24 protein-coding genes and 1 tRNA gene are annotated in these 24912 nt (G+C 69.2%); 13 read left to right on the forward strand and 12 right to left on the reverse strand.

Annotated elements, in window-relative coordinates:
• Nucleotides 1-178: 178 nt before the first annotated feature.
• Complete coding sequence (locus tag VFL28_15490; protein HET7266066.1) at nt 179-685, reverse strand: hypothetical protein; 507 nt, start codon at nt 683-685, stop codon at nt 179-181.
• Nucleotides 686-702: 17 nt separating this feature from the next.
• Nucleotides 703-1008 carry a hypothetical protein gene (locus VFL28_15495; protein ID HET7266067.1) on the reverse strand — a complete coding sequence of 102 codons (306 nt, stop codon included), beginning with the start codon at nt 1006-1008 and terminating at the stop codon, nt 703-705.
• Between the two features lie 50 nt (nt 1009-1058).
• Between VFL28_15495 and VFL28_15500 the strand changes: the two genes are divergently transcribed.
• From VFL28_15500 to VFL28_15515, 4 genes are all read left to right on the forward strand, one after another.
• A complete protein-coding gene (locus tag VFL28_15500) occupies nt 1059-1394 on the forward strand; it encodes a cupin domain-containing protein (protein HET7266068.1) in 336 nt (111 codons plus the stop codon).
• A gap of 250 nt (nt 1395-1644) precedes the next feature.
• Entirely contained in the window at nt 1645-2157 is a 513-nt protein-coding gene (locus tag VFL28_15505) for a thiamine pyrophosphate-binding protein (GenBank protein HET7266069.1), read from the forward strand.
• 26 nt (nt 2158-2183) lie between these two features.
• Nucleotides 2184-2762 (forward strand): thiamine pyrophosphate-dependent enzyme, encoded by a 579-nt coding sequence (locus tag VFL28_15510; protein HET7266070.1) that lies wholly within the window; start codon nt 2184-2186, stop codon nt 2760-2762.
• Between the two features lie 59 nt (nt 2763-2821).
• Nucleotides 2822-3601, forward strand: coding sequence for a cyclase family protein (locus VFL28_15515; GenBank protein ID HET7266071.1), 780 nt, complete (start codon nt 2822-2824; stop codon nt 3599-3601).
• Between the two features lie 74 nt (nt 3602-3675).
• On the opposite strand, the gene VFL28_15520 is transcribed toward VFL28_15515, so the two are convergent.
• From VFL28_15520 to VFL28_15530, 3 genes are read right to left on the reverse strand one after another with little or no spacing between them, the layout of a single operon-like run.
• Nucleotides 3676-5142, reverse strand: coding sequence for an MFS transporter (locus tag VFL28_15520; protein HET7266072.1), 1467 nt, complete (start codon nt 5140-5142; stop codon nt 3676-3678).
• 3 nt (nt 5143-5145) lie between these two features.
• Nucleotides 5146-7086 (reverse strand): FAD-dependent oxidoreductase, encoded by a 1941-nt coding sequence (locus tag VFL28_15525; protein HET7266073.1) that lies wholly within the window; start codon nt 7084-7086, stop codon nt 5146-5148.
• 18 nt (nt 7087-7104) lie between these two features.
• A complete protein-coding gene (locus tag VFL28_15530) occupies nt 7105-8559 on the reverse strand; it encodes an NAD-dependent succinate-semialdehyde dehydrogenase (protein HET7266074.1) in 1455 nt (484 codons plus the stop codon).
• A gap of 82 nt (nt 8560-8641) precedes the next feature.
• On the opposite strand from VFL28_15530, the gene VFL28_15535 reads away from it, so the two are divergent.
• Nucleotides 8642-9985, forward strand: coding sequence for an aminotransferase class III-fold pyridoxal phosphate-dependent enzyme (locus VFL28_15535; GenBank protein HET7266075.1), 1344 nt, complete (start codon nt 8642-8644; stop codon nt 9983-9985).
• Between the two features lie 53 nt (nt 9986-10038).
• Complete coding sequence (locus tag VFL28_15540) at nt 10039-10818, forward strand: enoyl-CoA hydratase-related protein (protein HET7266076.1); 780 nt, start codon at nt 10039-10041, stop codon at nt 10816-10818.
• A gap of 3 nt (nt 10819-10821) precedes the next feature.
• Here VFL28_15540 and VFL28_15545 read toward each other — a convergent pair whose 3' ends face one another.
• The 3 genes from VFL28_15545 to VFL28_15555 all read right to left on the reverse strand — a co-directional run bounded on the left by VFL28_15545 (nt 10822) and on the right by VFL28_15555 (nt 13195).
• Nucleotides 10822-11256: a DUF1634 domain-containing protein gene (locus tag VFL28_15545; GenBank protein HET7266077.1), complete on the reverse strand. Its 435-nt coding sequence runs from the start codon at nt 11254-11256 to the stop codon at nt 10822-10824.
• Nucleotides 11240-12037, reverse strand: coding sequence for a sulfite exporter TauE/SafE family protein (locus VFL28_15550; GenBank protein HET7266078.1), 798 nt, complete (start codon nt 12035-12037; stop codon nt 11240-11242). Before VFL28_15550 ends, VFL28_15545 begins: the two co-directional genes overlap by 17 nt.
• Before the next feature lie 117 nt (nt 12038-12154).
• Nucleotides 12155-13195 (reverse strand): DUF2157 domain-containing protein, encoded by a 1041-nt coding sequence (locus VFL28_15555; protein HET7266079.1) that lies wholly within the window; start codon nt 13193-13195, stop codon nt 12155-12157.
• Nucleotides 13196-13326: 131 nt separating this feature from the next.
• Here VFL28_15555 and VFL28_15560 point away from each other — a divergent pair, with 131 nt between their 5' ends.
• The 5 genes from VFL28_15560 to VFL28_15580 all read left to right on the forward strand — a co-directional run bounded on the left by VFL28_15560 (nt 13327) and on the right by VFL28_15580 (nt 18161).
• On the forward strand, nt 13327-13947 hold the full coding sequence (locus VFL28_15560) for a lysophospholipid acyltransferase family protein (GenBank protein ID HET7266080.1): 621 nt from the start codon (nt 13327-13329) through the stop codon (nt 13945-13947).
• Nucleotides 13948-14655: 708 nt separating this feature from the next.
• On the forward strand, nt 14656-15312 hold the full coding sequence (locus VFL28_15565) for a lysophospholipid acyltransferase family protein (protein ID HET7266081.1): 657 nt from the start codon (nt 14656-14658) through the stop codon (nt 15310-15312).
• Between the two features lie 79 nt (nt 15313-15391).
• Nucleotides 15392-16639: an MFS transporter gene (locus tag VFL28_15570; protein ID HET7266082.1), complete on the forward strand. Its 1248-nt coding sequence runs from the start codon at nt 15392-15394 to the stop codon at nt 16637-16639.
• 8 nt (nt 16640-16647) lie between these two features.
• A complete protein-coding gene (locus tag VFL28_15575; GenBank protein HET7266083.1) occupies nt 16648-17475 on the forward strand; it encodes an alpha/beta hydrolase in 828 nt (275 codons plus the stop codon).
• 17 nt (nt 17476-17492) lie between these two features.
• On the forward strand, nt 17493-18161 hold the full coding sequence (locus VFL28_15580) for a hypothetical protein (GenBank protein HET7266084.1): 669 nt from the start codon (nt 17493-17495) through the stop codon (nt 18159-18161).
• A 72-nt stretch (nt 18162-18233) separates the two neighbouring features.
• Here the strand turns inward: VFL28_15580 and VFL28_15585 are convergent, their stop codons facing one another.
• Both VFL28_15585 and VFL28_15590 read right to left on the reverse strand, forming a co-directional pair.
• Nucleotides 18234-18914, reverse strand: a complete 681-nt coding sequence (locus tag VFL28_15585; protein ID HET7266085.1) for a response regulator transcription factor — start codon at nt 18912-18914, stop codon at nt 18234-18236.
• On the reverse strand, nt 18911-20083 hold the full coding sequence (locus VFL28_15590; GenBank protein ID HET7266086.1) for a sensor histidine kinase: 1173 nt from the start codon (nt 20081-20083) through the stop codon (nt 18911-18913). The genes VFL28_15585 and VFL28_15590 overlap by 4 nt, the downstream gene beginning before the upstream one ends.
• 424 nt (nt 20084-20507) lie before the next feature.
• Here VFL28_15590 and VFL28_15595 point away from each other — a divergent pair, with 424 nt between their 5' ends.
• Nucleotides 20508-21143 (forward strand): CDP-alcohol phosphatidyltransferase family protein, encoded by a 636-nt coding sequence (locus tag VFL28_15595; GenBank protein ID HET7266087.1) that lies wholly within the window; start codon nt 20508-20510, stop codon nt 21141-21143.
• A 22-nt stretch (nt 21144-21165) separates the two neighbouring features.
• Here VFL28_15595 and VFL28_15600 read toward each other — a convergent pair.
• Nucleotides 21166-21243: transfer RNA gene (locus tag VFL28_15600), tRNA-Glu, on the reverse strand.
• 284 nt (nt 21244-21527) lie between these two features.
• Between VFL28_15600 and VFL28_15605 the strand changes: the two genes are divergently transcribed.
• Nucleotides 21528-22142 (forward strand): hypothetical protein, encoded by a 615-nt coding sequence (locus VFL28_15605; protein ID HET7266088.1) that lies wholly within the window; start codon nt 21528-21530, stop codon nt 22140-22142.
• A 75-nt stretch (nt 22143-22217) separates the two neighbouring features.
• Here VFL28_15605 and VFL28_15610 read toward each other — a convergent pair whose 3' ends face one another.
• Entirely contained in the window at nt 22218-24809 is a 2592-nt protein-coding gene (locus tag VFL28_15610) for an ATP-binding protein (protein ID HET7266089.1), read from the reverse strand.
• Nucleotides 24810-24912 lie beyond the last annotated feature (103 nt).

Genomic DNA, 24912 nt, shown 5'->3' on the forward strand with positions numbered 1-24912 from the left:
AGGGCCCGGCTTGGATCCTCACCGTGATGAGGGAAACGCCGAAGTCGACGGACAGGTTCCCGTCCCCAGGCCTTTTCCCCCGATTTGTCCGTCCTCATGCCGCGCCGCCCGATCCGTTTGTGAAATGAGGCGGCCACCCCTACGCGGGTGGCCGCCTTCCGCCCGGAAGCGCGGCGCGTCAGAAATTGATCACGATCGTCGCAGACACGTTCGGGACCGCCGCCGGGACCATGACGACGAGCGCGGATCGCGCGGGGCGCGGACCGTCCTCGTCCTCGTCGTCTTCCTCCCGCAGCCTGATGAGCCGAATGGTGTTCATCGGAATCATCCCGATGCGGGCGTCCCGCGGGACCGGGACGAGAAACAGGATCTGGTTCCACGCCCGGCGGCCGTCGAGACTGCCGAGCCGCTCCGCTTCGTCCCGGCGCAGCCGGACCGAAGGGTCGAGGAAGGCGAGGTACGCGCCGCGGTCGTTCCGGACGACGGCAAGCGTGTAACACCGCCTGGCCGGCACCACGACCCGCCCGACGACAATCGGTCGGCGCGGGCAGTAGGGGTTGCCTTCCGCGTATTCGGTGACGCGACGATGTCGGTCGTCTTTCCCGTCGGCGCGCGCCGACACCGGCGCGAGCAGCGACAGCACGAAACCGACCAGCAGCAACAGCGCAAGTCGCGAGTGTCTCACGTCATCTCACCCCTTGCTTAGTGAACGATCATGTGGCCGGTGGCCCAGAGTACGACGCCGATTACGATCAGCAGTCCCAGCACAACCACGGCATTCACCTCTCTCGAAAACGACTGATGTCCACCGATCGCTGTGACCATGCCCCGCCGGCGCAGGCGACGGACGGCCGCGGCGCGCTGCCGCTCGATCGAGCGCAGTCGATCGAGCGCGCGGCCGAGCACAGGCGGAGAGATGGCAACGGGGCCGCCCGCGAGGGCGGCGCCTTCCTCGAGCGTTTGCCGCTCCGCCTTCGGGGAGAGGGCTCGGTGCCGGGCGGGACTCACCAATCGCACCGTCCAATACTGTCAGACCGACGGTCGCCGGGGAGGAAGACATGCCGAGCCACTTTACGTCCGCCAAAGAGTTGCGGGGCAAAGAAGTCGCGAAGGGCGTGGTGATGAAGCCCCTGCCCGGCAAGAACGTGATGTTGAACTACGTCGAACTGGCCGAGGGAAGCGAAGTCCCGACCCACAGCCACCCGCACGAGCAGGGCGGCATGGTCGTCGAAGGCCGGTTCGAGATGTGGATCGGGGACGAGCGCAAGGTCATGGTGCCGGGTGACATGTACATGATCGCGGGCGGCGTGCCGCACGGCGGCCGGCCCGTCGGCGGCGCTGCGATCGTGCTCGACGTCTTCTACCCGCTGCGCGAGGACTACCTGAAGCCGTGATCGTTGGATCTGCGGGCGCTAGGCGACTCCGTGGTTTGCAGGCGACATCGTCACTTCGCCCAATCCTGCCACTTGAGGCCCTTTACTCGCGAGAACTCCGTTACGTTGGCCGTGACCAGGGTCATTCGAGGCCGCGTGTCAAGCGGCGAACGAACGGCGAAAGCGAGATCCTCGGGTTGTTCGCCGCGAAAGAAAAGCGGCCGGCGGTCGCGAACTCCACGGATGCGGCGGCGTGGGGGCGGAGGCGAGAGTGCCGGTTTCTCAAAAGAACTCTCAGGTGATCTACGACGCGCTGAAAGCGTGCGGCATCGGCCTGGTGTCCGCGCTTCCCGAGACCTGGCTCGTTCACCTCATCCGAATGGCGGAGGACGACCCCGAGATGGTCCTCGTCCGTCTCGCCAAGGAAGAGGAAGGCACCGGCCTCTCGGCGGGTGCGCACCTGGCGGGCGCGAAATCGGCGATGCTGATGCAGAACCACGGCTTCCTGCAGAGCGTAAACGGGATCGTGTCGCTCGCGCGGCTCTACCGGATTCCCCTGCTCATGCTCATCAGCTACCGGGGCGAGTTGGGCGAGCGCGACCCGTGGCAGACGGAAGGCGGCGGGGTAACCGAGCCCGTGCTGCAGGCCCTCGACATTCCCTACGAACGGCTGGAGAATCCGGCCCACGCAGGGCATCTGATCAAGAAGGCGCAGATGCTCGCCGAATCGTCGCTCAAGCCCGTCGCGCTTCTCTTGTGCCGAGACCTGATGTGGGAAGAGTGACGGCGCCCGCCCAACCCGGAGAAAAAATGCTCCGCATCGACGCGCTGCGGGCGATCTATCCCGGCCTGGAGCGGTGCGTCGTGGTCACGATCATGGGCGCCGTTTCGGCAGAACTGCAGTCCCTAGGTCACCGGCCCGGATTCTTCTACCTGCTCCACTCCATGGGACTGGCGTCGTCCATGGGGCTCGCCATTGCGCTCGTTCGTCCGGAGCTGCAGGTGGTCGTGCTGGACGGCGACGGCTCGATCCTCATGAATCTTGGGTCTCTCACGACGATGGCGCGCTACCGTCCGCGCAACCTTGTCCACGTTGTGTTCGACAACGAGAGCCTCCTCTCGGTCGGCGGGTTCCCCACGGCGACCGCCACGGGGAGCGACATTGCGGGGATGGCGGCGGCGGCGGGCGTTCCTCGGACGGCGACCGTGCGAACGATCCCCGAGTTCACCGCCGCCTTCGGCGGGGCCCTGCGGGCCAAAGAACTGACGACGCTGGTGGCCAAAGTGGCGGCGAAGGGACCGCCGGTGTACTTGACCGATCTGCCGATGCTCGAGAATCGCTTTCAGTTTCAGCGGCACCTGAGGAGCCTACGCGCCGGCCAGAAGTGAACGCGGGCGGCGGACACGCGGGACACCGCCGGGCGGCCGGGCGGAAAGGGGCAGGGACGATGGCGAGCGCGTTGACCCAGTTGGTGCAGGAGCTCAAAGGAGGGCGGATCAAGGTCGTAGATCTGTCGCAGCCCCTCGGACCGGAGACGCCGGTCATTGGGCTGCCGCCCATCTTCGCCCCGTCGCCGGCGTTTTCGATGGAAGTGATCTCCCGGTACGACCAACGCGGGCCGGCCTGGTATTGGAACACCCTCCACCTGGGTGAGCATACCGGCACTCACTTCGATGCGCCCGTCCACTGGGTCACGGGAAAGGACCTCCCCGGCAACGCCTGCGATACGATTCCCGCCGGTCGCTTCGTCGGTCCGGCCGTCGTGCTCGACGTCACGGACGACGTCGCGCGCAATCACGACTTCCTGCTGATGCCTGAACATGTGGCGGCATGGGAGGGACGCCACGGGCGCATTCCCGCGGCGTCGTGGGTGCTGCTGCGCACCGGTTGGAGCCGCCGCCAGGATCCCAAGGAGTTTCTCAACGTGCAGCACGACGGCCCGCACGCCCCCGGCTTTCACAAGACCACATCGCAGTTGCTCGCCCGAGACCGGGACGTTCTCGGCGTGGGCGTCGAGACGGTCGGCACCGACGCCGGCCAGGCCGGAACGTTCGATCCGCCGTTTCCCAACCACACGATCATGCACGGCGCCGGGAAGTTCGGATTGACGAGCCTGTGCAATCTCGATCAGCTCCCGGCGACCGGCGCGGTAGTCATCGCCGCCCCGCTGAAGATCGTCGACGGCAGCGGGAGCCCCGTCCGGGTCCTCGCGCTCGTACCGGCCTGAACAGCGTACTGTCGTCAATGCGAATGCGGTGGACCTCCAAGGGTCCGAAGCCGGATCGCGCAAGTCGTCGCCCGCTAGTCTGTCGGCGGAGCGATCGCTGGACTCGCGGACGTCCGGCCTGGGAGCAGTGACAGGCCGGTAGACAGCAGACACAGGACGATCGTCGCGGCGTACACGGCGTGAATCCCCTGGATCAGCGTGTCTGGGGTGATACGGCCTGCGTCCGCGCCGGGCACGCCTCCGGACGCGGCCCGTCCGAGCCGCGACTGGAGGATCGTCGCGGCGAGCGTCAGCCCCGCGATCATGCCGGTGCTGCGCATCATCGCGAGCACGCCGCCGGCCACGCCCTGCTTGTCGCGCGGCGCGCTGTTCATGATCACGGCGTCGTTCGGCGCGATGAAGAGGCCCATCCCAAAGTCCATCACGACCATGGCCAGGGCGAGCGACCAGTACCCGTGGGCCGGCGACACCAGCGTGAAGAGGATCCCGCCAAGGGTGGCGACCGCCATCCCCAGCGGGGCCAGCACGTGCGAACCGACCCGGTCGGAAAGCGGCCCGCCGAGGAGCGAGCCGGCGGCCAGCGCGGCGGGCATCGGCGTCATCGCGATTCCGACGGCGCCAAGCTTGTAGTGCAGCACCTGCTGGAGGTAGAACGGGATCACGAACGCGACGGTGAACGAGGCGGCGTAGGCGCATACCTTGGCCGTGTTGGCGCCCGCGAACGCGCGGCTGTGGAACAGCGAGAGGTCCAGCATCGGCGGGCGCACCCGCCGCTCGATCGCGAGAAACACCCCGAGCAGCACGGTGCCGGCGGCGATGAGTCCGTCGACCGCCGTGGCCGTCCACCCCAGCACCGGCCCGAGGCTTGCGCCCAGCAGTAGCATGCCCAGCCCCAGCCCGAACGTCACGGCGCCGGCCACGTCGAATCGCTGTTCCCGCCCGCGCCCCTCGAGCGGAGGCAGCGACCGCCGCGCCAGCAGCATCGCGCCGATCGCGACCGGTACATTGATATAGAACATCATCCGCCACGAGAACGTCTGGATCAGCACCCCGCCAACGACCGGACCGACGACGAGCGCCACCGACACGGCGGTCTCGAGGATGCCGAGCGCGGTCCCCATCCGGGCGCCGCCCACCGTGTGGGAGAGAATGGCGACGCTGTTGGCGACGAGCATCGCGGAGCCGACCGCCTGCAGCACCCGAAACGCAATCAGCGGCCCGACGCCGGGCGCCGCCCCGCAGAGGACCGAGCCGGCGAGAAACACCGCGAACCCCGCGACGTAGATGCGCTTGTGACCGACCATGTCGGAAAGACGGCCGAAGATCGCGACCAGGCTCGACGACGTCAAGAGGTAGGCGACGCCGACCCACTGGACGAGCGAGACCGGGACGTGGAACGTCGCCGTGAACGTAGGGTAGGCGACGAGGACGATGCTGCCGTCGAGCGCGCCCATGAACGTGCCGAGGCAGACCGTCAGGATCACGGGCCACGGCAGCCCGCGCGGCGCCGCGTCGCGCGGGCTCGCCTGAGTGTGCCGCACCGGCTACAGGCCCGGCCGGTTCGTCTCGATGATTCGCCGGACGACCCCGGCGAGCCGCACCGCGAGGTGCGCCCGGGTCACGGGATCGGTGAGCGCGGGGTTCAGCAGGTCGGTCGCGTCGGGCAGCGCGTCGGTGAGCGCCTGGGTCGCGGCGTTGCTCGACATCGGGGTGAGCGCGTCGCCCAACGAGAGGCGCAGGGTCTCGCTCACCGGCGACGCCCGGCCGCCTGCGGCCTGGACGATGGCGGCCACCGCGCCGATCGTGCGTTTCGCGTCGAACCGGCTGACCGGCTCGTCCGGCCGGAACGACAGCGAATCGTCTGCGCCCGGCCAGACGTTCGTGACCGCCAGCAGCTGCGTCGCGAAGAACGCCGGGTGGCCGAGCGGGACGTCGTCGTACCAGTAGAGCGGCACGCCTTGGTCGAGTGCCAGAACTTGGAGACGCTGGACGAGCCGCGGATCGTCGTGGACCTCCTGCGGCGTGCGCCCCGTGCGCAGGCAGACCGCGGCGAGGACCGCCGCGGCTTCGCCGACCGCCCACTCCACCGGGTGGAGGCGGTAGGCGCCGTTCGTGAGGTGCGTCGTGCCGATGTTCTTGGCGGCGGCCAGCAGATTGGCGGTCCGCTGCGGGATCAGGGCGCCGAGCGGAATCTGGAACGGCCGGGTCGGCAGGCTCACGGTGTTCACGCTGCAGCCGTGCAGGTCGATCGGGTAGAGGCCCACGCCGGCCGACGCGGCGACGGCCGCGGCGCGCGCGCCGCGCTGCGCGGAGGCGGTGATGTCCTGTTCGCGGATCAGGACGAGCGCCCGCAGGCGCCGTCCTTCGCGGATGTACGGCATCTGCGACACGCCGTCTACGCTGCCCATCACGTCCGGGCGGGGCCGCAGCTCCGGGTAGCCGGCGCCGCCGTCGTCGCGGGGGGCTTCGGTCTGCAGCCAGTATAGGAACCCCAGGCTCAGATTGCGCGCGTCGCGGTAGATCGCTGCCAGCCCGAGCGCCGTCTTGTCGATCGGCGCCGGGCCGCGGTAGTCGTTGCTCGTCCAGTTGATGATACTGACGTCGTTGGGGATGCGCGCGTCCTCGAAGTTCGCGGCGTCGAGCGCGCGGCGGTAGGTCCAGAACGCGCCGTGCGTCCCTTCCGCCTTTCCGAACATCCGGTAGACCGGCGCGACCGGGTCGGCGGTCTTGTAGGTGAACGAGTAGGGCTGCGCCGTCTTGTTCGTGTCGTAGCCGTCCGGCTTCGGGATCGTGTTGTCTTCGCCGGGCCGCCACTCCACCGCGAACGGGAACGTCAGAAACTGGAGGCAGGCGGGGTCCGCCGTCGCGGGGGCCGACGGTTCACCGGTCTCGGCCTGCGACTCGGCGCCGATCGCGTACGGCGTCGCGGTGAGCGGCAGCAGGTCGCCGAGGTCGGTCGCGTCGAGCACGAACCGCGCCCTGAACCGGATGAGCGCGCCGCTCTCGCTCTGGCGCGTCAGCACCGATCGCACCTGACCGCTGAAGACCTCCGCGGCGATCGCGCGCGTGTGATAGAAGACCTGCAGCGCCCCGGAGTTGTGCACCGAGGCCATCATCGCCTCGAGCACGACCGCCGCGGCGCGCGGTTCGAACGACAGCGAGCTGACCCAGGCGTTGCCGGGGTTGAGCGGGCCGCCGAACCGCGCCGCGGGCGACAGCCGGTAGGCGCCGCGGTAGTAGGCGCGGATCCCGTTGCGCAGCTCATAGTACGCCGCGGTGCCGCCGAAGGTCTCGATGTACTGGTGCTCGTCGAAGGCCGAGACGCCCTGGGTCGTGACCTGCCCGCCCGGCCACGACGCCTCTTCGGTGAGGCACACGCGCAGGCCGAGCCGTGCGGCCCGCAGCGCCGCGGCGACGCCGCCGAGGCCCGCGCCGCAGACGAGCACGTCACACGAGATGTCGGCAACGCGGTCGGTCGGCTGCATTCCGCGGTCCGGGCGGGGCTACGAGATGTTGATGGAGATCGACTTGACCTCCGTGTACTCGTGCATGCCGTGCCGTCCGCCCTCGCGGCCGAGGCCGCTTTCCTTGACGCCGCCGAACGGGATCTCGTGGGTGTAGCCGGTCGCGTCGTTGACGCAGACCAGGCCGTACTCGAGCGCCTCGCTCACGCGGACGACGCGCGCGAGGTCCCGCGACGAGAGGTAGGCGGCGAGGCCGAAGGTCGTGTTGTTGGCGCGTTCGATGACTTCCGCCTCGGTGTCGAACGGCAGGATCGGCGCCACCGGCCCGAACGTCTCGTCCTTCGAGACGCGCATCTCCTCGCGGACGTCGGTGAGGACCGTGGGCGCGTAGAAGAAGCCGCGCTTGAACGCCCCGTCGGTGAGCCGGCGCGCGCCGGCGAGCGGCTTGGCGCCTTCGCCGATCGCGTCCCGGACCATCGCTTCGACCTTCTCCAGGGTCTCGGCGTTGATGAGCGGGCCGACCTGCACGCCCGGCTCCGTGCCCGGGCCCACCTTGATCGCCTGCACCGCATCCACGAACTTCGCGAGGAACCGGTCGGCGATGCTGCGCTGCACGTACAGCCGGTTCGCGCAGATGCACGACTGGCCGCCGACCCGAAAGTACTTGATCGCGACCGCGTTCTGCACCGCGCGGTCGAGGTCGGCGTCCTCGAAGACGATGAACGGGGCGTTGCCGCCGAGCTCGAACGTGAGCCGCTTCAGCTGATCGGCGGCGCCGCGCATGAGCGCCTTGCCGATCTCCGTCGAGCCCGTGAAGGCGATCTTTCGCACGCGGTGGTCCGAGAGGAGCACGTCGGCGATCGGGGCCGCGCGCCGGCCGACGACGACGTTGAAGACGCCGGGCGGCAGGCCCGCCTCCTCGAAGGCGCGGGCGATCTCGATCGCGGTGAGCGGCGTCTCCTTGGCCGGCTTCAGCACGACGGTGCACCCGGCCGCGAGCGCCGGCGCGATCTTCCGCAGCACCATGGTGGCGGGGAAGTTCCACGGCGTGATCGCGCCGACGACCCCGAGAGGCTGGCGGACGACCCACAGGCGCTTGTGCGGGACCGGCGGCGGCACGATCTCGCCGTAGACCCGGCGGGCCTCTTCCGCGAACCATGGGAGGTACTGGATCGCAAACGAGACCTCGCCGCGCGCTTCCGCGACGGGCTTGCCGTTCTCTTCGGTGACGAGACGCGCCAGCGCGTCCACCCGGCTCGTGAGGATGTCGCGAGCCTTCAATAGAATGGCGCCGCGCTCGAGCGCCGTTTTGGCGGCCCACGCCGGAAACGCCCGGGCGGCCGCGTCGACGGCGGCGCGGGCCTCCGCGGCGCTCCCGTCGGCCACGGTGGCGATCGGTTCGGCCGTGGCGGGGTTCATGACCTCGAACCCTCCGCGTCCGTTGCCGTTCACCCAGCGCCCGTCGATGAACAGCGGATACTCCTTGACGGTCATCTCCACGCCTCCTTGCGATCCCGCGGGTGTCCGGACCATTGTCTGCGGGTCCGAGTGCTTCCTGCCTAGAAGGATTCAGCCGATGCCCGCGCAGCCGCCGTCCCCGCCGTCCGTCTGGTATCAGGGGCAGGTCCAGGCCGCGCTCGCGCGCCGGGGCGGACCGTTGCGCCTCGTGCGCGGCGAGGGCACGCACGTCTGGGACGCGGACGGCCGCCGTTACCTCGACGCGCGCTCGGGATTGTGGGCCGCGCTCGTCGGGTACGGGCGGGGCGAGATCATTGACGCGATCGCGGAGCAGCTTCGCACGCTCTCGTTCGCGCCGCTCACCGACGCGGCGTCGCCGCTTGTCGAGACGCTCGCCGAACGGCTCAAGTCGGTGTTGCCCGGGGACCTCGAGAGCATCGTGCCCGTGCCGACCGGGTCGGAGGCCGTCGACACCGCGCTCAAGTTCGCGCGGCTGTTCCACAGCGCGGGAGGCACCGGCCGGCGGCGGGTGATCATCAGCCGCGAGTACTCCGCCCACGGCAGCACGTACGCGGGCTCGTCGCTCAGCGACCCGGACCGCGGGCTGCTGCGCGGGATGGGCGCGCCGATCGCCGGGATTCGGTTCGTGCACGCCCCGTACCGCTACCGCTGTCCCCACTGCGCCCGGCTCGACGCCTGCACGCTCGCCTGCGCGGACGAAGTGGAGCGCGCGATCGAGGACGCCGGCCCGGACCGTGTGGCCGCGGTGTTCGCGGAGCCGGTGCCGGGGCCCGGCGGCGTGCTGGTGCCGCCGCCGGCGTACTGGCCGAGGCTGCGCGAGATCTGCGACCGCCACGGCGTGCTCCTCGTGGCCGACGAGGTGGTGACGGGGTTCGGGCGGACGGGCCGCTGGTTTGCGTGCGAGCACTGGCAGGTGACGCCGGACCTCATGATCCTCGGCAAAGGCATGACCGGCGGCTACCACACCCTGGCGGCGGTCGCGCTGCGCCGGCACGTCGCCGAGCGCCTGGCGCGCCGGCTGGTGCCGCACGGATTCACCTACAGCGGCCATCCCGCCGCGTGCGCGGCGGCGCTGGCGTGTCTCCGGGTCATCGAGGAGGAGGGGCTCGTGGAGCGTGCGGCGTCGCTCGGACGGCGTCTCGTGGACGGGCTGTCCATGCGCCTGCGGGATTGCCCGATCGCGGGCGAGGTGCGGGGAATGGGCCTCATGGCCGCGGTCGAATTGGTGGAAGACCGGACGACGCGTGCGCCGCTGCCGTTGGGCGTGCGGGGCATCGATCGGCTGGACCGCGAGCTGCGGCACCGCGGCATGCTGTGCTTCGCCGACAATCCCGTGATCGCCGCGCCGCCGCTGACGATCACCGATCAAGACGCGGATGAGATCGCCGACGCGGTCGCGGCCGCGGTGACGGCGCTGGCCGCCTCGCGGCGCCGCGCCTGAGCCCACCCGCTCACACGGGTCGCCGGCCGCGGAAGTCGATGGGAGGGACGGGGATGGCTGCGCCGCTCGTGACGGTCGAATCGCGCGACGGCATCGTGACGCTCACGATGCGGCGTCCGGAAGTACTGAACGCGCTCAGCAGCGCGCTGTGCCGGGAGTTGGTAGCGGCGCTCGAGGCGGTGGGGCGGGACCCGGCGGCCCGCGTGCTGGTGCTGACCGGCGAAGGGCGCGCGTTCAGCGCGGGCGCCGACCTCAAGGAAAGGGCGGGGGCCGCGGAAGCGCAGATCTGGCGCCACAACCGCGCGATTTTCCAGCTGCCGCTCGCGCTCGAGGCGCTGCCGGTTCCGTCGATCGCCGCGATCAACGGGCTCGCGGTCGGCGGCGGGTGCGAGGTCGCGCTCGGTTGCGACCTGCGCTGGGCGGCCGACACCGCCGAACTCGGCTGCCCCGAGGTCACGCGCGGCATCATCCCCGCCGCGGGCGGGACCCAGCGGCTCGCCCGGTTGATCGGGCCGGCGCGCGCGATGCACCTCGTGCTGACCGGCCGCCGGATCACGGCAGCGGAGGCCCACCGGCTCGGCCTCGTCGACGCGGTCGTGCCCGCGTCGGAGCTCGCCCCGGCCGTCGCCGAAACGGCGCGCGCGATCGCGGCCAACGCGCCGCTGGCGGTGCGGGCGGCGCGGCAGGCGATCCGCTACGGCCTCACCCATCCGTTCGAGGACGGGCTGAAGCTCGAAGGGGAGCTCCAGCGGATGCTCTACGCGAGCGACGACTGCCGCGAAGGCATCGCCGCGTTCAACGAACGGCGCGCGCCGCGCTGGACGGGACGCTAGCGGTCAGATGCTGCCGAGGACGGACCCCAGGACGAGCATTCCGAGCACGAGCGACGCGAAAATCACGTAGGTCCACTCGCGGTGCCGCGCAAAGAACCCGAGCGATACCACTACGCTGAGGACCGGCGTGGCCATGAGCGTAAGCAGCCCGATGTCGGTGACCGCCCCCGGCACGTGCGCGTTGTTGCGGAGGTCGTCGAGCAGCTCGCGCAGGCTGGCCGGGTTCTCGCCGGAGCCGAGGATCGCGTCGCGGGACCCGAACAGCACGAAGCCGAGGCCGCGGCGGTGCGCGAAGAGGCCCACCCCGAGGAGGACGATCGCCGCGGAGACGAGCACCCCGGCCCGGAGGATGACGCCGAGCGCCCGGGCGGTGGGGCTCGTCTCGTCGAGCGGCATCTCGGACGCCGCCGGCCGCGGGGCGCTAGACTCCGAGTCCACGGAGGATCATCTCCACGGCGATCACCGCGAGCACGGGAACGAAGAGCTTCCGCAGCGTCGTGTTTCTGAGCCGTTCCATCACGTGGGTGCCCCCCCACGCGCCGGCGAGCACCCCGAGGGCGACCGGCGCCGCGACGAGCGGGTGGATGTCGCCGCGGGCGAAGTACACGCCCGCGCTCGCAGACGCGGTGACGCCGATCATGAAGTTGCTCGTGGCGGTCGACACCTTCATCGGCAGCCGCATGATCACGTCGAGCGCCAGCACCTTGAAGAGGCCGCTGCCGATGCCGAGCAGGCCCGACATGAGCCCCGCCACGTACATCATCAGACCGCCGGGGACCACCGCGGTCGCCGTGTAGGCGATGCGCCGCTCGAGGACATGATCGTGGTAGTCGCCGTGGAATCGCAGGCGGCTGGCGAGCGGATCGAACGGCACCTCGCCGGGCAGTTCGAGCCGGACGCGGCCGAGCAGCGCGATCGTCGAGTAGGCCAGCAGGAGACCGAAGATGACGTACAGGACCCGGACCGGTACGAGGCCCGCGATGAACGCGCCGGAGACCGCGCCGACCGTCGTCGCCACCTCGAGGCCGATCGCGATCCTCAAATTTGCGAGCCCGCCCCGGACGTAGGCGGCCGCCGCTCCGCTGCTCGTCGCGATCACGGAGACGATGCTGGCCCCGATCGCGTAGCGAATCGGGAGACCGACCAACAGCGTGAGCGCCGGAACGATGATGATGCCGCCGCCGAGTCCGAGGAGCGCGCCGAGCACGCCCGCGAACATCGACAGGACCAGAATCTCGACGAACACCCCCTGGGGTTCGAGCGCGCACGTCGAGTGCTCCTGCCGGGGACGGCGGGAGCGGGCGTTACCATCGACGGTTTCAACGCCGGTGCTTCATCACCGTGCCTCCCCGTTCGCGCGGGTCGGCCCGAACAGCGTCCCGCGAAGGCTCGACTCGATCCGACCGTGGTGCCGCTCGTACAGCGCGCCGCCGTAGATGACGGCGAGCCCGAGCGCCGTCAGAGCGAACGGGAACATTACCGAGTCCTTGAACACCACGTAGGCCAGGCGCGCGAGGTACACGTAGACTCCGATCGCGCCGAAGACGAGGAACACGCGCCGCTGCAGAAGCACCGCGGTGAACATCAACGCCAGGTTGACCGCGCCGTATGCCGCCCACGACGCTTCCGTGCGCATCAGCACCGTGAGGCCGCTCGCAAACGAGAGCAGGCCGAAGAGGTATCCCCACCGTGCATAATCTTCAGGGCTCCTCCGGTTGACAAGGCCCGAGAGGACCAGCATGACCAGGCCCACGCCGACCGACACCCACAGCCTCTCGTCCCAGGCGGCTTCCCACCCGACGTTCGGACGTCCAAGAAGCACCGGAGCCAGATCCATTGACATGTACCAGAAGGCAAACGCAACGGGGAACGTCAGAAACGGAAAGCGGACGAACCGGAGCGCTACGAGACCGGCTGCGATGGTGCCGATTTCCATAAGAAGCCAGCTGCCCTTGATCCACTCGTGGTAACCGGCGTAGGCGCTCGGGTCTCCCTGCGGCCAGATGCCGGTCATCCGCTCCAAGCCGTAGATCGCGAGAGGCACCATCCAGACCGCCAGCGTCATGAGCAACCCGCCCGGCACTCGATAGGAGCTTTTCTGCCAGAGCCGGTACCCGGCGGTAGCAAAACAGGCGGCGTAGGTCGTCGCGATGAGAAGAATGCCGCGGCCGCCGAAGCGCTCCCACGCGGTCGTCATGAACCAACCCATCGCGGCCATCACAACGAGCGCGCCCAGATAGTACGCGACGGTGGGCACGTCGAAGCGCGCGGACCGGTCCTGACGGCTCTCCAGCGTCTCCCAGAGGGCCTCGGTCTGTTCGTACGAGACCCCGGCGTTCGCGGCAGCCTGGACCACATCGCGTTTGACGACATTCACGTCCGTCCCCCCTGGTCTGCAGTCTTACGCGTCTCGAACGGTACCAGCGCGCCGCGTCGCCCGCATCGGCCGAAGGGCCCACCGGGAGTACGACGCGGTGACTAAGGGAGCGGGGGAGGCGCGAACGTGTGATGGGCGGATACTCGGCGGTCCGGTGGCTCTTCCGGACGATTCTCAGATTCGGGTTCGGACTGACGGTCATTGGCGGGCAGCACATTCCCCCAAGGGGCCCGCTCGTTCTTGCCGCGAACCACAGAAGCGACATCGACCCTGTGGTCGTGGCGGCGGCCGTGCCGCGGCGCTGCACGTTCCTGACCGCGGCCGAACTGCTCACGAGGCCTGTCCTAGGGAGGCTGATCCGCCCGTTCCGGGTCATCCCGATCAGACGCGGGCAGTTCGACCGCCGCGCGATCGAGGAGTGCCTGACACGCCTCGAGCACGGCGAGGCGCTCGTGATCTTCCCCGAGGGCACGATCAGCGCCGAGGGACGCCTCCTACCCGCCCAGGACGGCATGGCATTTGTCGCCGCCCGCGCCCGCGTTCCGATCCTTCCGATGGGGATCTCGGGGACGCGCCAAGTCTGGCCGTCGGGAGCAAGGTGGCCCCGCCGGGGGACGGTCACGGTTCGCGTCGGCGAGCCGATCGTCCCCGAGGCGGCGCCGTCCAGACGCGAGCAATCGGCGCTCACCGCGCGCGTGATGGAGGTGATCAGGCGCCTCGCGGATCGAGAGCGCTTCCCCTGTCGCGGGTGATCATGGTCCAACGAATCCGGATGACCGCCCGGTCTCCACGCGCAAGACATTCCGCGCGTACCGAACCGCCGGCGCCGCCCGGCCGGCTCCCGGCGCGGCGAGACACCCGCCTAACATCGTGAGAACGGTCACCGCGGCGACATGGGTGTGCATCGCTATCGCCCCTGCCCGGTCAGCGCGCGGTCTTTGCTCGGTTGGCTCGGTCCTCTGAACAGGAGAGCCCAAAGGTTGCGCAGGAGACAGAGGGCCCCTCCATCACCGCGGCGCCGGTCGGGCTGCCCGGCCGCGTGCAACAGCCGTTCCCGCGCCGCTTCGGCCCGGGCCTCCGCAATCTTCTCCCGAACTAGGGTTTCAAGGAAGAAGTAAGTTTCCACCTCGGCACCCCCGTTTGAGCTACTGAAAGACGACGGACAGCGCGTAGCGCCAGACAACGAACGCCGCCACTACGCAGATCAGCGTGATCGTGACGCCTAGGACCGCTTCCACCGCTCGTTCCGGGCCGCGGATGTCCATCGGTCACTCCTCCCGTTGATCGCCCTCGGCTGGAGGATAACCGGGGCGCGCGAAGCCGGCATCGGTCTTTGGACCCAACGGCTCGGGCGCCGGGACGGTGCTCCTCGGCTGGGCCTTTGGGCCGATGCCGGCGGTCCGGTGCGTACGGTACCGTCGGGTCAGGCCATCGGAACTCCTTAGCGGGCGGGGTGGGCCATGGACGGTTACGCGGCGTTCCAGTGGATCGTCAAGGGAACCCTGAGGCTCGGCTTCGGTCTCCAGGTCAGGGACGTGGGGCGCATCCCGGGGGACGGTCCCGTGATTCTCGCCGCCAACCACGGAAGCCAAATCGATCCTCTCGTGATGGCGGCGGCCGTGCCGCGGCGCTGCACGTTCCTCGCCGCGGCGGAGCTGCTTACAATGCCCGTCCTGGGCGCGCTGATCCGTCCGTTCCGGGTGGTTCCGGTCAGGCGCGGACGGTTCGACCGCGGTGCGATCGAGGAGTGCCTCGCGCGTCTCGATCGCGGCGACGCGCTTGTGATTTTTCCGGAAGGTAAGATCAGCACCGACGGCCGCCTGCAGCGTCCCCGCGACGGTCTCGCGTTCCTTGCCGGCCGAGCCCGGGTCCCGATCGTCCCGGTGGGAATCGGCGGGACCTACGACGTGTGGCCGCTCGGGACGAGAATGCCCCGCCCGGGAAGGATTACCGTTTGCGTCGGCGAGGCGATCGTCCCGGCGGAGGCGCCGGCACGGCGCCAGCAATCGGCGCTGACCGCGCGCGTGATGCAGGCGATCACACGCTTGACGGGCGCGCCGGATACGGAGAGTCCGATCCCGCTCGGTCTGTGTCCCTCGGGTCTGGGCAAGAGGTGATACCGATGGACCGGCCCTGGCTTCGGCACTACGACGCCGGGGTTCCCGAGATGGCGCGGAGCGGGGAGGAGGAATAGCCGTGGACCCGCAGCCGGGCCGGCCGCTTCCGCTCGCTCAACTCCTCTGGCTTGGCGTCTTCTGGTTTGCGGTCAGCTTCGTCTGGGGCGCGCTGCTTACGGTGGTCGTGCCCGCGGAGCTTCTCCGGTTCGTTCCCGAGCCACAGAAGGGGCTGTACCTTGGGCTGCTCTTCGCGGGCGGCGCCGTCGTCGCGATGATCGTGTCGCCCGTCGTCGGCGCGTTGAGCGACCGCTCCACACTTCCCATGGGGCGCCGGCGGCCGTTTGTCGCGGCCGGCGCGCTGCTCGCGGTGCCCGGGCTTCTCGGCATGCGGTACGCACCGACCTATCTCGCGTTCGCTGCCGCACTGCTCTGGGTTCAACTGACGGTCAACGCCGCCGGGAGTGCCTTCAACGGTCTGATTCCAGACAAGGTCCCTGCTTTCCAGCGCGGGGCGATGTCGGGGGTAATGGGCGGCATGATGATGGGCGGCACGATCGCGGCCGCGCTGCTGTCGGGCCGCCTGGTCGGCGCCGGCCTGACCGGTGCCGTCTACTCGATCGTCGCCGGCGTCCTCCTCGCGGCCGCGGTTGCGATCGTCTGGAAGGTTGAAGAGACACCGCTGCGGTGCGCTCCGCGTCTCGCGCTGCCTGCATTTCTCAGATCCTTTTGGGTCGATCCGGCCCGCTACCCCGACTTCGCCTGGCTATTCGCGACGCGGGGACTGGTCATGCTCGGATTCTACACGGTCATCACCTTCCTCCAGTTTTTCGTCCGCGATACCTTGCACCTCTCCCGCCTCCACGCAGCGCAGGCGACGGGGACCCTCAGCGCGGTCGTCATCGCCTCGGGGGCGCTGGTCGCGATCGCCGCCGGGCCGGCATCGGATCTGATCGGCCGCAAGGGAATCGTCTCGACGGCCGGGATGTTCCTGGCGTTCACGGTCCTGGGTTTGCTCTTTCAGCCGCCGTACCAGACGCTGCTGTGGATCGGCGTGCTGTTCGGTATCGGCTATGGCGCGTACGCGAGTGTCGACTGGGCGCTTGCGATCGACGTTCTCCCGTCGGGCCGTTCGGCCGCGAAGGATCTCGGGATTTGGGGCATCGCGAACACACTGCCCCAGGTGCTCGCGCCCGCCATCGCCGGGCCGCTGCTCGACGTCTTCAACCGGACGGGGCCCAACCTTGGGTATTCGGTCATCTTCTTGCTGGCTGTGGTCGAAGTCGCGCTCGGCTCGGTCTTCGTTTGGAAAATCAAGGGCGCGCGATAGAGCCGTCGATGCGGGCACTGCTCACGTCCACATTTCGCACTCGTACGCTCGCGTGGCTCACACAGAGACCGTGGATTCCGGACACACGGCTCCGGTCGGTGGAGTTCGAGAGCGCAGATGGGATCAGGCTGACCGGATGGTACGGCGATCGGCCCGGGGCCGCCGCGACGATCATCCTCTGCCACGGCGTGCCCGGAGATAAGCGCGACATGGCCGGTCTGGCCGGCGCGCTCATCGACGCGGGGTTCGCCGTGCTCGCGTTCGATTTCCGGAATTGGGGAGAGAGCGCGCGCACGGCGGTCACCCTCGGGCACCGAGAACTTCAGGACATCCTGGGGGCTGTGGTACTCGTGGAGCGCCTCGCCGGACCGCGGCGCCGGATCGGAATCGTGGGGCTCTCGATGGGCGCCGCCGCGGCGATCCTCGCCGCCGCCCGGAGCCCGGCGATCAAAGCGGTCGTCGCCGACAGCAGCTACGCGAGGCTCGACCACGCCGCCGAGCGGGTGGCGCGCCGCCTCGGCGGGCCGCTCGCGGTCTTGGCGTGGCGCCGAGCCCGGCGGGTCGGCGAGCGCCTGATTGGTGTGCCGCTGGCGTCGGTCGCGCCCGTCGAGGCGATCGCCGCGATCAGTCCACGTCCGGTTCTGATCATCCACGGGAAGCGGGACCGGCTGACCGACGTCGGGGACGCCCACGCCCTATACCGCGCGTGCGGCGAGCCCAAGGCGCTCTGGGTCGTCGAACGGGCCGGGCACGCCCGCACGCGCCGCGTAGGTATCGAGGAATACCACCGGCGCGTCATCGGTTTCTTTGAGGAGCACTTGTCAGCGTCGGCGTGAAAAAGGTGGAATGCGCCGTGCAGCCGCCGCCCTCGATCACGGAATTTCGGCCGGCCAAGCTCAGCCGGACGTTCACGAGGCTGATGCGGCTGGTGAACCGATCTTACGCGATGCCGCGGGCGCGCCTCTCGTGCGAGACGCGGGACGCCGAGCGGCTGCGAAGCCTGCCGCCGGGCGTGCTGATCGCTCTCAACCACTCGGATTTCGCCGACGCCATGGTGGTGACGGAGCTCGATCTCCTGATCTTTCCCGAGGGCGAGGTATATCTGCTCAACGACGTGGTGATGCCGTTCAAACCGGGTGTCGCGATGCTCGCGCTCGATATGGCAAGCGAGCACCGCCGGGAAGGGCGCGCGGAGCGGCCGGTCGTGATCGTCCCGGTCGCGATCAAGTACCGATATCTCGACGACGTGTTGCCCGTACTGGGCCGGTTGGCGGCGGAGCTCAAGACGGTGTACTTCGGAGATCGCCGGACCGGCCCGCTTTACGACCGCATCTACGCGCTCGGCGTCGAACTGCTCGGCCGCCAGGAGCGGGAGTGGGGCCTCCGCCCGGATCCCGCCTGGGACCTGTACCACCGCGTCCACGATGCGCGCGGCACCCGCAAAGAGACCGTCCTGCGGCTCACGCGGGACCTGCGGATCGCTATCCAGGCCATGGTCGACGCCGCGGGCGCCCAGGTATGAGCCGCGGGGGCTCGCGCCCGGTGCGGCGCACCGCCTACCTCGTGGCGTTCGTCCTGCCGGCCGGAGCGGAGATCAGCGCGCTTCGATGTGCCGCCCGAGACCCAGGCGCGAGGCCAGGATCGCCGCTTCCGTCCGGTGGTTGACCCGCAGTTTTGAGAGAATGTTGCTGATGTGATGCTTGACGGTCTTTTCCGCGATCGCGAGGCGCGCCGCGATGTCCTGGTTGCGAAGGCCGCACGCCAGTAGGTCCAGCACCTCGCGCTCGCGCGCCGTGAGCTCCGAGAACCGCTGCTCCCGCTCCGGGTCGCGTTCCGTGACGCGCGTGAACTCGCGGATGACCCGGCCCACGAGACCGGGGTGCAGGATCCCCTCGCCGTCGTGCACCGCGCGCACCGCGCGGACGATCTCGTCCGGAGCGGCGTCCTTGAGGAGATACCCGCGGGCCCCCGCCTGCAGCGCGCGAAAGACGCGGTCGTCATCGGCGTAGATGGTGAGAATGACCACTTTGATGTTGGGCGCCCGCTCCGCAAGGCGCCGGGTCGCCGCGATGCCGTCGCAGCGCGGCATCCCGATGTCCATCAGGACGACGCCGGCCTGCCGCGCCACCGCAAGCTCCACCGCCTCATCGCCGTCGGCGGCCTCGCCCACGATCTCAACGCCGTCCGTCATCGCGAGCAGGTTCGCGAGGGTGTGCCGCAAGACGCTGTCATCGTCGGCAACGAGCAGCCGAACTTTCGATGGAGCCTCGCTCACGCCATCCTCTCGCGCGGCCGCGGCGCGGCACGCAGGGGGAGCGAGAAGGTGACCGTGGTGCCGCCCGCCGGCCTCGAGGCAATATCCAGGGTGCCGCCGAGCTCCGCGGCGCGCTCGTGAATGTGGTCGAGCCCAAACCCGCGTCGGCCGCCGTCACCGGCGGCGTCAAAGCCGACGCCGTCGTCTTGCACGCTGCACGTCAAGGTCCCGGCGGTGTGATCGAGGGTCACCGCCACGCGGCGGGCACGGGCATGCCGCGCGACGTTCGTGAGCGTCTCCTGGAGGATGCGCCGAAACGCAAACTCCGACGCGGGTGACAACGGAATCGCCGCGTCGCGGCTGCGGACCTCGGTTGCGATCTCGGTGCGAGTGGACAGCGCGGCGAGGTATTGTCGCGCAGCGGCTACCGCGTCTCCCGCCGACGGCCCTGGGGACCGGAGCCCGAGGACAAGCAGCCGGATCTCATCCAGACCCTGCCGGAACAGACGCTTCACGTCAGGCAGAAGTGCCTGGGCGCGTTGCGGATCCGTGGGCAGCAGGCGTTCGACCAGTTCCACGGACTGCGCCCCCGCGGCCAGGATGTGCCCCACGCCGTCGTGGATCTCCCGCGCAAGCCGGCCGCGCTCCTCCTCGAGGAGCAGTTGCTCGCGTAGGTGCGCGACCTCCCGTCCGTGCGTGGCCTCCCGCCACGCGATCCACCCGGCGCCCACGCCGGCAACAAGCATGAAGAACAGTCGGTAGCCGACGACCCAGGTCTCGTCAAAGTTGGCGGGTCGGGTCGCGAGCAGATAGCCGAGGACGATCCAGCCGCTCAGCGCCACCACGAGCCAGAAGTCGAGGGTCACCGCGGCTTCGCCGAAGACGAAGAAGTAAGCCAGGTAGAAATCGTCCCGGATGCCGCCGAGCATCCGGACCACCACGGCGACGATTGCCGCGTCGATGAAAACAAACAGGTACTCGGCCCACATCGGGACCTCGCGCCGCAGCACGATCGCGGTGCGCGCCGCAAGGTACAGCGCCGACCCTCCCGCTAGCTCGTAGAGGTAGAGGGGCCAGGGACCGAGCAGTGTCCGCCACAACGCAAGGCCGACGAGGAACACCCAGTCCAGCAAGGTGACAGCCCGCTGCCGGTGCATCCACATTCCCGCCGGGCGCGTCTGGTCGGCCATCCGGAACGGCGTTTTCGACGGCCCGGCCGGACCCTCCCGTGGGCCCTTCGACCGATGTGCATTCCGGCCGTCCCTTCTATCGTCGGAGACGGAACAAGGTTGGACGTCGGGCTTCGGGGGCGGCACCGATGCTAGCGAGCGCGCCGGCCGATCGGCATTCCTCGGTTCTCGCGGGTGTCTTGTGGCTGGCGGGCCTTATGGCGCTTTACTTTATTCTCGGCCACCTCTTCATGGTTTGGGACGGCTCGTTCGCCTCGTTGGGCGACCCGTCGGGCGCGCCCGACTCGGTGACGGCGTGTCCATACCCGTTCTGCGGGACTTGGTTCCCGCGGTAGCGCCTTCTTATGTCCCTCGCGCGCCGGCAGCTGAGCAAGGGCGCAAGAGCAACCCCGGCCGCGATCCGGCGACGCCTCCTGCGGGAGGCATGGTGAGCAAGGCGCCCGCCGAGCGCAGGCTCTCCGTGGCGAATCCGCCGCTCACGCTTGCCGATGCAGTCACGGGCTGCCGACTCGTGCTGTTGCCATTCCTCGTCTATGCGCTCGCACAACGGCTGGCGGGGCTCGGAGCGGGACTGCTGGCCGCCGTGATTGTCAGCGATCTCATTGACGGTCGGATCGCCCGCTTGATGCCGCGGGTCCGCAACTTCGGCGGGGCATTCGACAGCGCAATCGATTTTGTGGTCATCTACGTCCTGTTCACGGTGTTGTTCATTATCGGGCTCCTACCTTGGTGGAAATGGGCCGTCATACTGGTGACAGGCCTGCTCATGGCGGTCACGCAAACCCTGTATGCGGTCTCGGCGGGAGACATTGTATTCGCCCCAACCGTCACCGCCAAGCTGGTTGGACAGATTCAGTATGCTTACTTGCTGCTTCTGACCGCCCGTAGGTTCTGGCTGACCGGCGAATGGGTGCAGGTTACCGACCACGCAATCTTCGTGCTCTTGGCTCTTGCGATTGCGGTGAACACACGACGGCAGACGATCCTTCTTTTCAATCATGTAAGGGCGCGCGCATTGCGGTTAGGCCGGACAGCGCACGTGCCTTCTGACAACATCTAGCAGCCGGGTGCAGTCAAACGCATGGTGCCCCGAGCGGGATTCGAACCCGCGTTACCGGCTTGAAGGGCCGATGTCCTAGGCCGACCTAGACGATCGGGGCCGGATTCACAGTAGCACATGCGGGCCGCCGCCGCCTAGTTTCCGGCCGCGGCCTTCCACAGCCCGCGGCGCCCGCATAGAACGGCGACCTCTCAGTAAATCCCTGAATTTAGCCTTGGGGAAGCGTGTCGTTGTCCGGCATCCCATCCTGGGAAAAGAACGGACACCGGCACGGGAAAATTGACCCGAACACCTGATCGACGCCTGCCGACCTCGCCCGGAACATTCGGCTCCTCGCCATCGTTTGGCCGGGTACATTTTGGCACCGAGTCAAGCGGAGGACATATGTCGCGCAAGACACGGACGCGCACCGTGCGCCTGAGGCGCCCTGCGGTGGGCGGCATTCATCTCGTTCGCTCGGGAAAGCGGGCCGCCCGCCTCACGCGGCTCCCGAGACGCTCCTACGTGATTCGCGAGAAGTACCTACGCCGCTTCCGGACGCTGGCCCGACAGCTCACGGACATCCCCCTGAGCCCCGATACGACGTTCGACGGTCTGCTCAACATGGGGGACGACGGGAACGAGATCTGGGTCGAAGCCGGGCTGCCGAGGCCGGAGAAGCAATTCACGATCCTCCACGAGTTGGTCCACGCACGGCGGCAGCGGGCTGGGGAGGACCTCGACGACGACGTCCTAGAGGAGCAGATCGTGGAACTGGAGGCAGTCGCCCGCGCGAGCCGGCGGCTGCTCAGCCGGATGTCGTCGGGCATGCTGCTCTCCCTGCTGCACGACTACCTGACCCGTCGCGGCCTGGACGATCCTAACACTTGGACGGGCCTCCGGCGCGTGTACACTCGGATCGGCCAGTTGATTTCCGGCCGGACGAGTCCGCGGCGCGCGGCGCCGGTCCCGCAGGTGGCGCATCGTCGGCCGGCCCGCAGGCGGCACACGGCCGGTTAGTATCAGGCCGGCCGCCGGGAGGCCGGCGACCGGGGTACCGTTCGGGGTTCTGCGCTGCCGTTAGGCCACGCCATCCTACCGGTCTTGGGGCGCGTTCTCCGTGGACGGCGCGCCGGGACGCGGCGGAACCGGCGGCGGCGGCTCGGGCGGCGGAGTGCCGGGCGGAGGCGGTTCGGGCGGGCCGGGCGGCGGTCCCGGCGGCGGTGGCGTCGCGGGTCCGCCCTGCATGATAATCGTTTCGCGCACCTCGCGGCGGTCCCCGAATTTCTGGAGCCGCTGCGCCAGATCCGCGAGCCGGCGCTGGACCCGGCCGTTGATCGTGCCGGCCGGATAGTTGCCGTCCTTGTCCGGCGTCCCGGCCGGGACGCCGGTCAGGATCTCGATCCCGTCGTCGATCGTCCGTGCGGTCCAGACGTGGAATCGGCCTTCGCGCACCGCGTCCACCACCTCGGCGCGCAGCATCAGGTTGCGGACGTTCTGGTGCGGGATGATGACGCCCTGGCGGCCGGTCAGGCCGCGCGCCTTGCACGTCAGGTAGAAGCCCTCGATCTTTTCGTTCACGCCGCCGATCGGCTGGATCTCGCCTCGCTGGTTCACAGAGCCGGTCGTGGCGATGCCCTGGCTGATCGGGGCGCCGGCGAGTTCGCTCAGCAGCGCGTAGAGCTCGGTCGAGCTTGCGCTGTCGCCGTCGACCTCGGAGTACAGCTGCTCGAAGGCGAGCGAGGCGGAGAGGCTGAGGGGCGCCTGCTGCGCGAACCGGCTGGCGAAGAACGACGAGAGGACGAAGACGCCCTTGCTGTGGATCCGCCCGGACATCTGCGTCTCCCGCTCGATGTTGACGACGCCCCGCGAGCCGACGTACACGCGGGCGGTGATCCGGCTCGGCTGCCCGAACGCATAGTCCCCCAGTTGGAGCACCGCGAGCCCGTTGATCTGGCCGGCCACCGCGCCGTCCGTGTCGACGAGGATCTGGCCGTTCTCGATCGCCTCGCGGATCTTCTCCTCGATCAGGTTGCTGCGATGCGCCTTCTGTTCCACAGCCCGCTTCACGTCTTCCCGCGTGACGATGTCCCGGCCGGCCTTCTTGGCCCAGGCCGCCGCCTCGAAGACGATTTCCGTGACCTCGTTGAAGCGTGTGCTCAATTTGCCCTGCTCGCCCGCGACGCGGGTGCCGTGGTCGATCACCTCGGCCACCGCCTGGGCGTCGAACTCGCAGACCCCGCAGCGCCGGGCGATGCCGGTGATCACGCGCGCGTACTCGCGCATCGTCTCGGGCGTGCGCTCGACCACGACGTCGAAGTCCGCCCGGATCTTGAACAGCTGCTCGAAGTCTTCGTCGAGCGCGTACAGCAGGTGGTAGAGATCGGGGGTCCCGACGAGGATGACCTTGATGTTGACCGGGATCGGGTCGGGGCGCAGGGTCGCCGTCGGCAAGGCGCCGGCGGCCTCCCCAAGCGACTCGATCCGGATTTCGCCGCCGCGCAGCGCTCGCTTGAGGCCCTCGTAGGCGAACGGGCTCGTCAGCACGTCGCGGACGAGCAGGATGAGGTAGCCGCCGTTCGCGAGGTGCAGCGCCCCCGGCTTGATCATGCTGAGGTCCGTGACGAGGGCCCCGAACTCGACGCGCAGCTCCGCCCGGCCGACGAGATTGTAATACGTGGGGTTCGTCTCGACGATCACGGGCGCGCCCTTCGTGTCCGCGTGGTCGACGAGCAGGTTGACCTGGTAGCGCGCGACCGGGTCCCGCCGCGGCATGCCGGGCAACTCCGGGGGGCGCTGGCCCTCGTCGTCGCCGGTTTGCGTGATCTCGGCGAGATGGTCGAGCATGTCCTGCTTGGCGGCGTCGAAGAACGCGAGCACCCGCGGGTGGTCCGCGTACTGCTCGCGGAGCCGTTGGATCGGCGCGTCGATCATGTATTGGGCCGTCTGCCGCTCGAGGTCGCGGAGTGCTTCGCGGCCCTCCCGTTCGAGCGCCCGCACCTGCCGCAGCGCCTCGGTCACGGAATCGCCGAGTTCGGTCGTGCGCTGCTGCAGCTTCGTCCGGTCGGCCTCCGGCAGTTGGTTGAACACCTCTTCCGGCACCGGCTTGCCCTGCAGATCGACCGGCACCGTCGCGATGCCCGTCGGGGTGCGCTGCAGCATGAGGCCCTTGCCGCGGGCCTCGGTCTCGAGGTTCTCCCAGATCTGGCCGACCCGCTGCTCGTAGCGCTTCACGACGTCGGCGCGCCGGCGTTCGTACAGTTCGCTCGTGAACGCCTGGCGGAGGCCTTCCCGGATCTCGACGAGCAGTTCCCGTACGTCGTGCTGGAACTTGCGGCCGAGTCCGGGCGGCAGCATGATCGCGATTGGCTGGCTCGGGGAGGCGAAGTTGCGGACGTAGCACCAGTCCGGCGGGACGCGCCCCTCCTTCGCGGCGTCCTGGACGGCCGTGCGCGCGAAGGTCATGCGTCCCGTGCCGGACGGCCCGCTGATGAAAATGTTGTAGCCCGGCTGGTCGATGCGCATGCCGAAGTCGAGCGCCTGCACCGCGCGCGGCTGGCCTACCAGCCGCGGACTCACGTCCGACTGCAGTTCGGCGGTGGTCTTGAAGCCGAGACTCGCGGCGTCGCAGGTGCGGCGGAGCGCGTCCGGGCCGAGTCGCCGGCTGTCATCGAGTGGAGCTGACATCGCGTTCTTCTCGTTCGTCTAGGAGCAGGCGTTCGCCTCTTGACGAAGCCGGCCGCTTCCGTATATTGATATTTGTACATTGAAACATATACACATCCGCGCC

It is taken from the genome of bacterium, assembly GCA_035691305.1.
Lineage (GTDB): Bacteria > Sysuimicrobiota > Sysuimicrobiia > Sysuimicrobiales > Segetimicrobiaceae > DASSJF01.

Excerpts from the sequence above, each read along its gene's own strand:
- VFL28_15605 (HET7266088.1), top strand. The coding sequence starts at position 21,528 with ATGTCGCGCAAGACACGGACGCGCACCGTGCGCCTGAGGCGCCCTGCG.
- VFL28_15510 (HET7266070.1), top strand. The coding sequence starts at position 2,184 with ATGCTCCGCATCGACGCGCTGCGGGCGATCTATCCCGGCCTGGAGCGG.
- VFL28_15550 (HET7266078.1), bottom strand. The coding sequence starts at position 12,037 with ATGTTCGCGGGCGTGCTCGGCGCGCTCCTCGGACTCGGCGGCGGCATC.
- VFL28_15530 (HET7266074.1), bottom strand. The coding sequence starts at position 8,559 with ATGACCGTCAAGGAGTATCCGCTGTTCATCGACGGGCGCTGGGTGAAC.
- VFL28_15575 (HET7266083.1), top strand. The coding sequence starts at position 16,648 with ATGCGGGCACTGCTCACGTCCACATTTCGCACTCGTACGCTCGCGTGG.
- VFL28_15595 (HET7266087.1), top strand. The coding sequence starts at position 20,508 with ATGGTGAGCAAGGCGCCCGCCGAGCGCAGGCTCTCCGTGGCGAATCCG.
- VFL28_15500 (HET7266068.1), top strand. The coding sequence starts at position 1,059 with ATGCCGAGCCACTTTACGTCCGCCAAAGAGTTGCGGGGCAAAGAAGTC.
- VFL28_15540 (HET7266076.1), top strand. The coding sequence starts at position 10,039 with ATGGCTGCGCCGCTCGTGACGGTCGAATCGCGCGACGGCATCGTGACG.
- VFL28_15525 (HET7266073.1), bottom strand. The coding sequence starts at position 7,086 with ATGCAGCCGACCGACCGCGTTGCCGACATCTCGTGTGACGTGCTCGTC.
- VFL28_15590 (HET7266086.1), bottom strand. The coding sequence starts at position 20,083 with ATGGCCGACCAGACGCGCCCGGCGGGAATGTGGATGCACCGGCAGCGG.
- VFL28_15535 (HET7266075.1), top strand. The coding sequence starts at position 8,642 with ATGCCCGCGCAGCCGCCGTCCCCGCCGTCCGTCTGGTATCAGGGGCAG.
- VFL28_15560 (HET7266080.1), top strand. The coding sequence starts at position 13,327 with ATGGGCGGATACTCGGCGGTCCGGTGGCTCTTCCGGACGATTCTCAGA.
- VFL28_15610 (HET7266089.1), bottom strand. The coding sequence starts at position 24,809 with ATGTCAGCTCCACTCGATGACAGCCGGCGACTCGGCCCGGACGCGCTC.
- VFL28_15565 (HET7266081.1), top strand. The coding sequence starts at position 14,656 with ATGGACGGTTACGCGGCGTTCCAGTGGATCGTCAAGGGAACCCTGAGG.
- VFL28_15515 (HET7266071.1), top strand. The coding sequence starts at position 2,822 with ATGGCGAGCGCGTTGACCCAGTTGGTGCAGGAGCTCAAAGGAGGGCGG.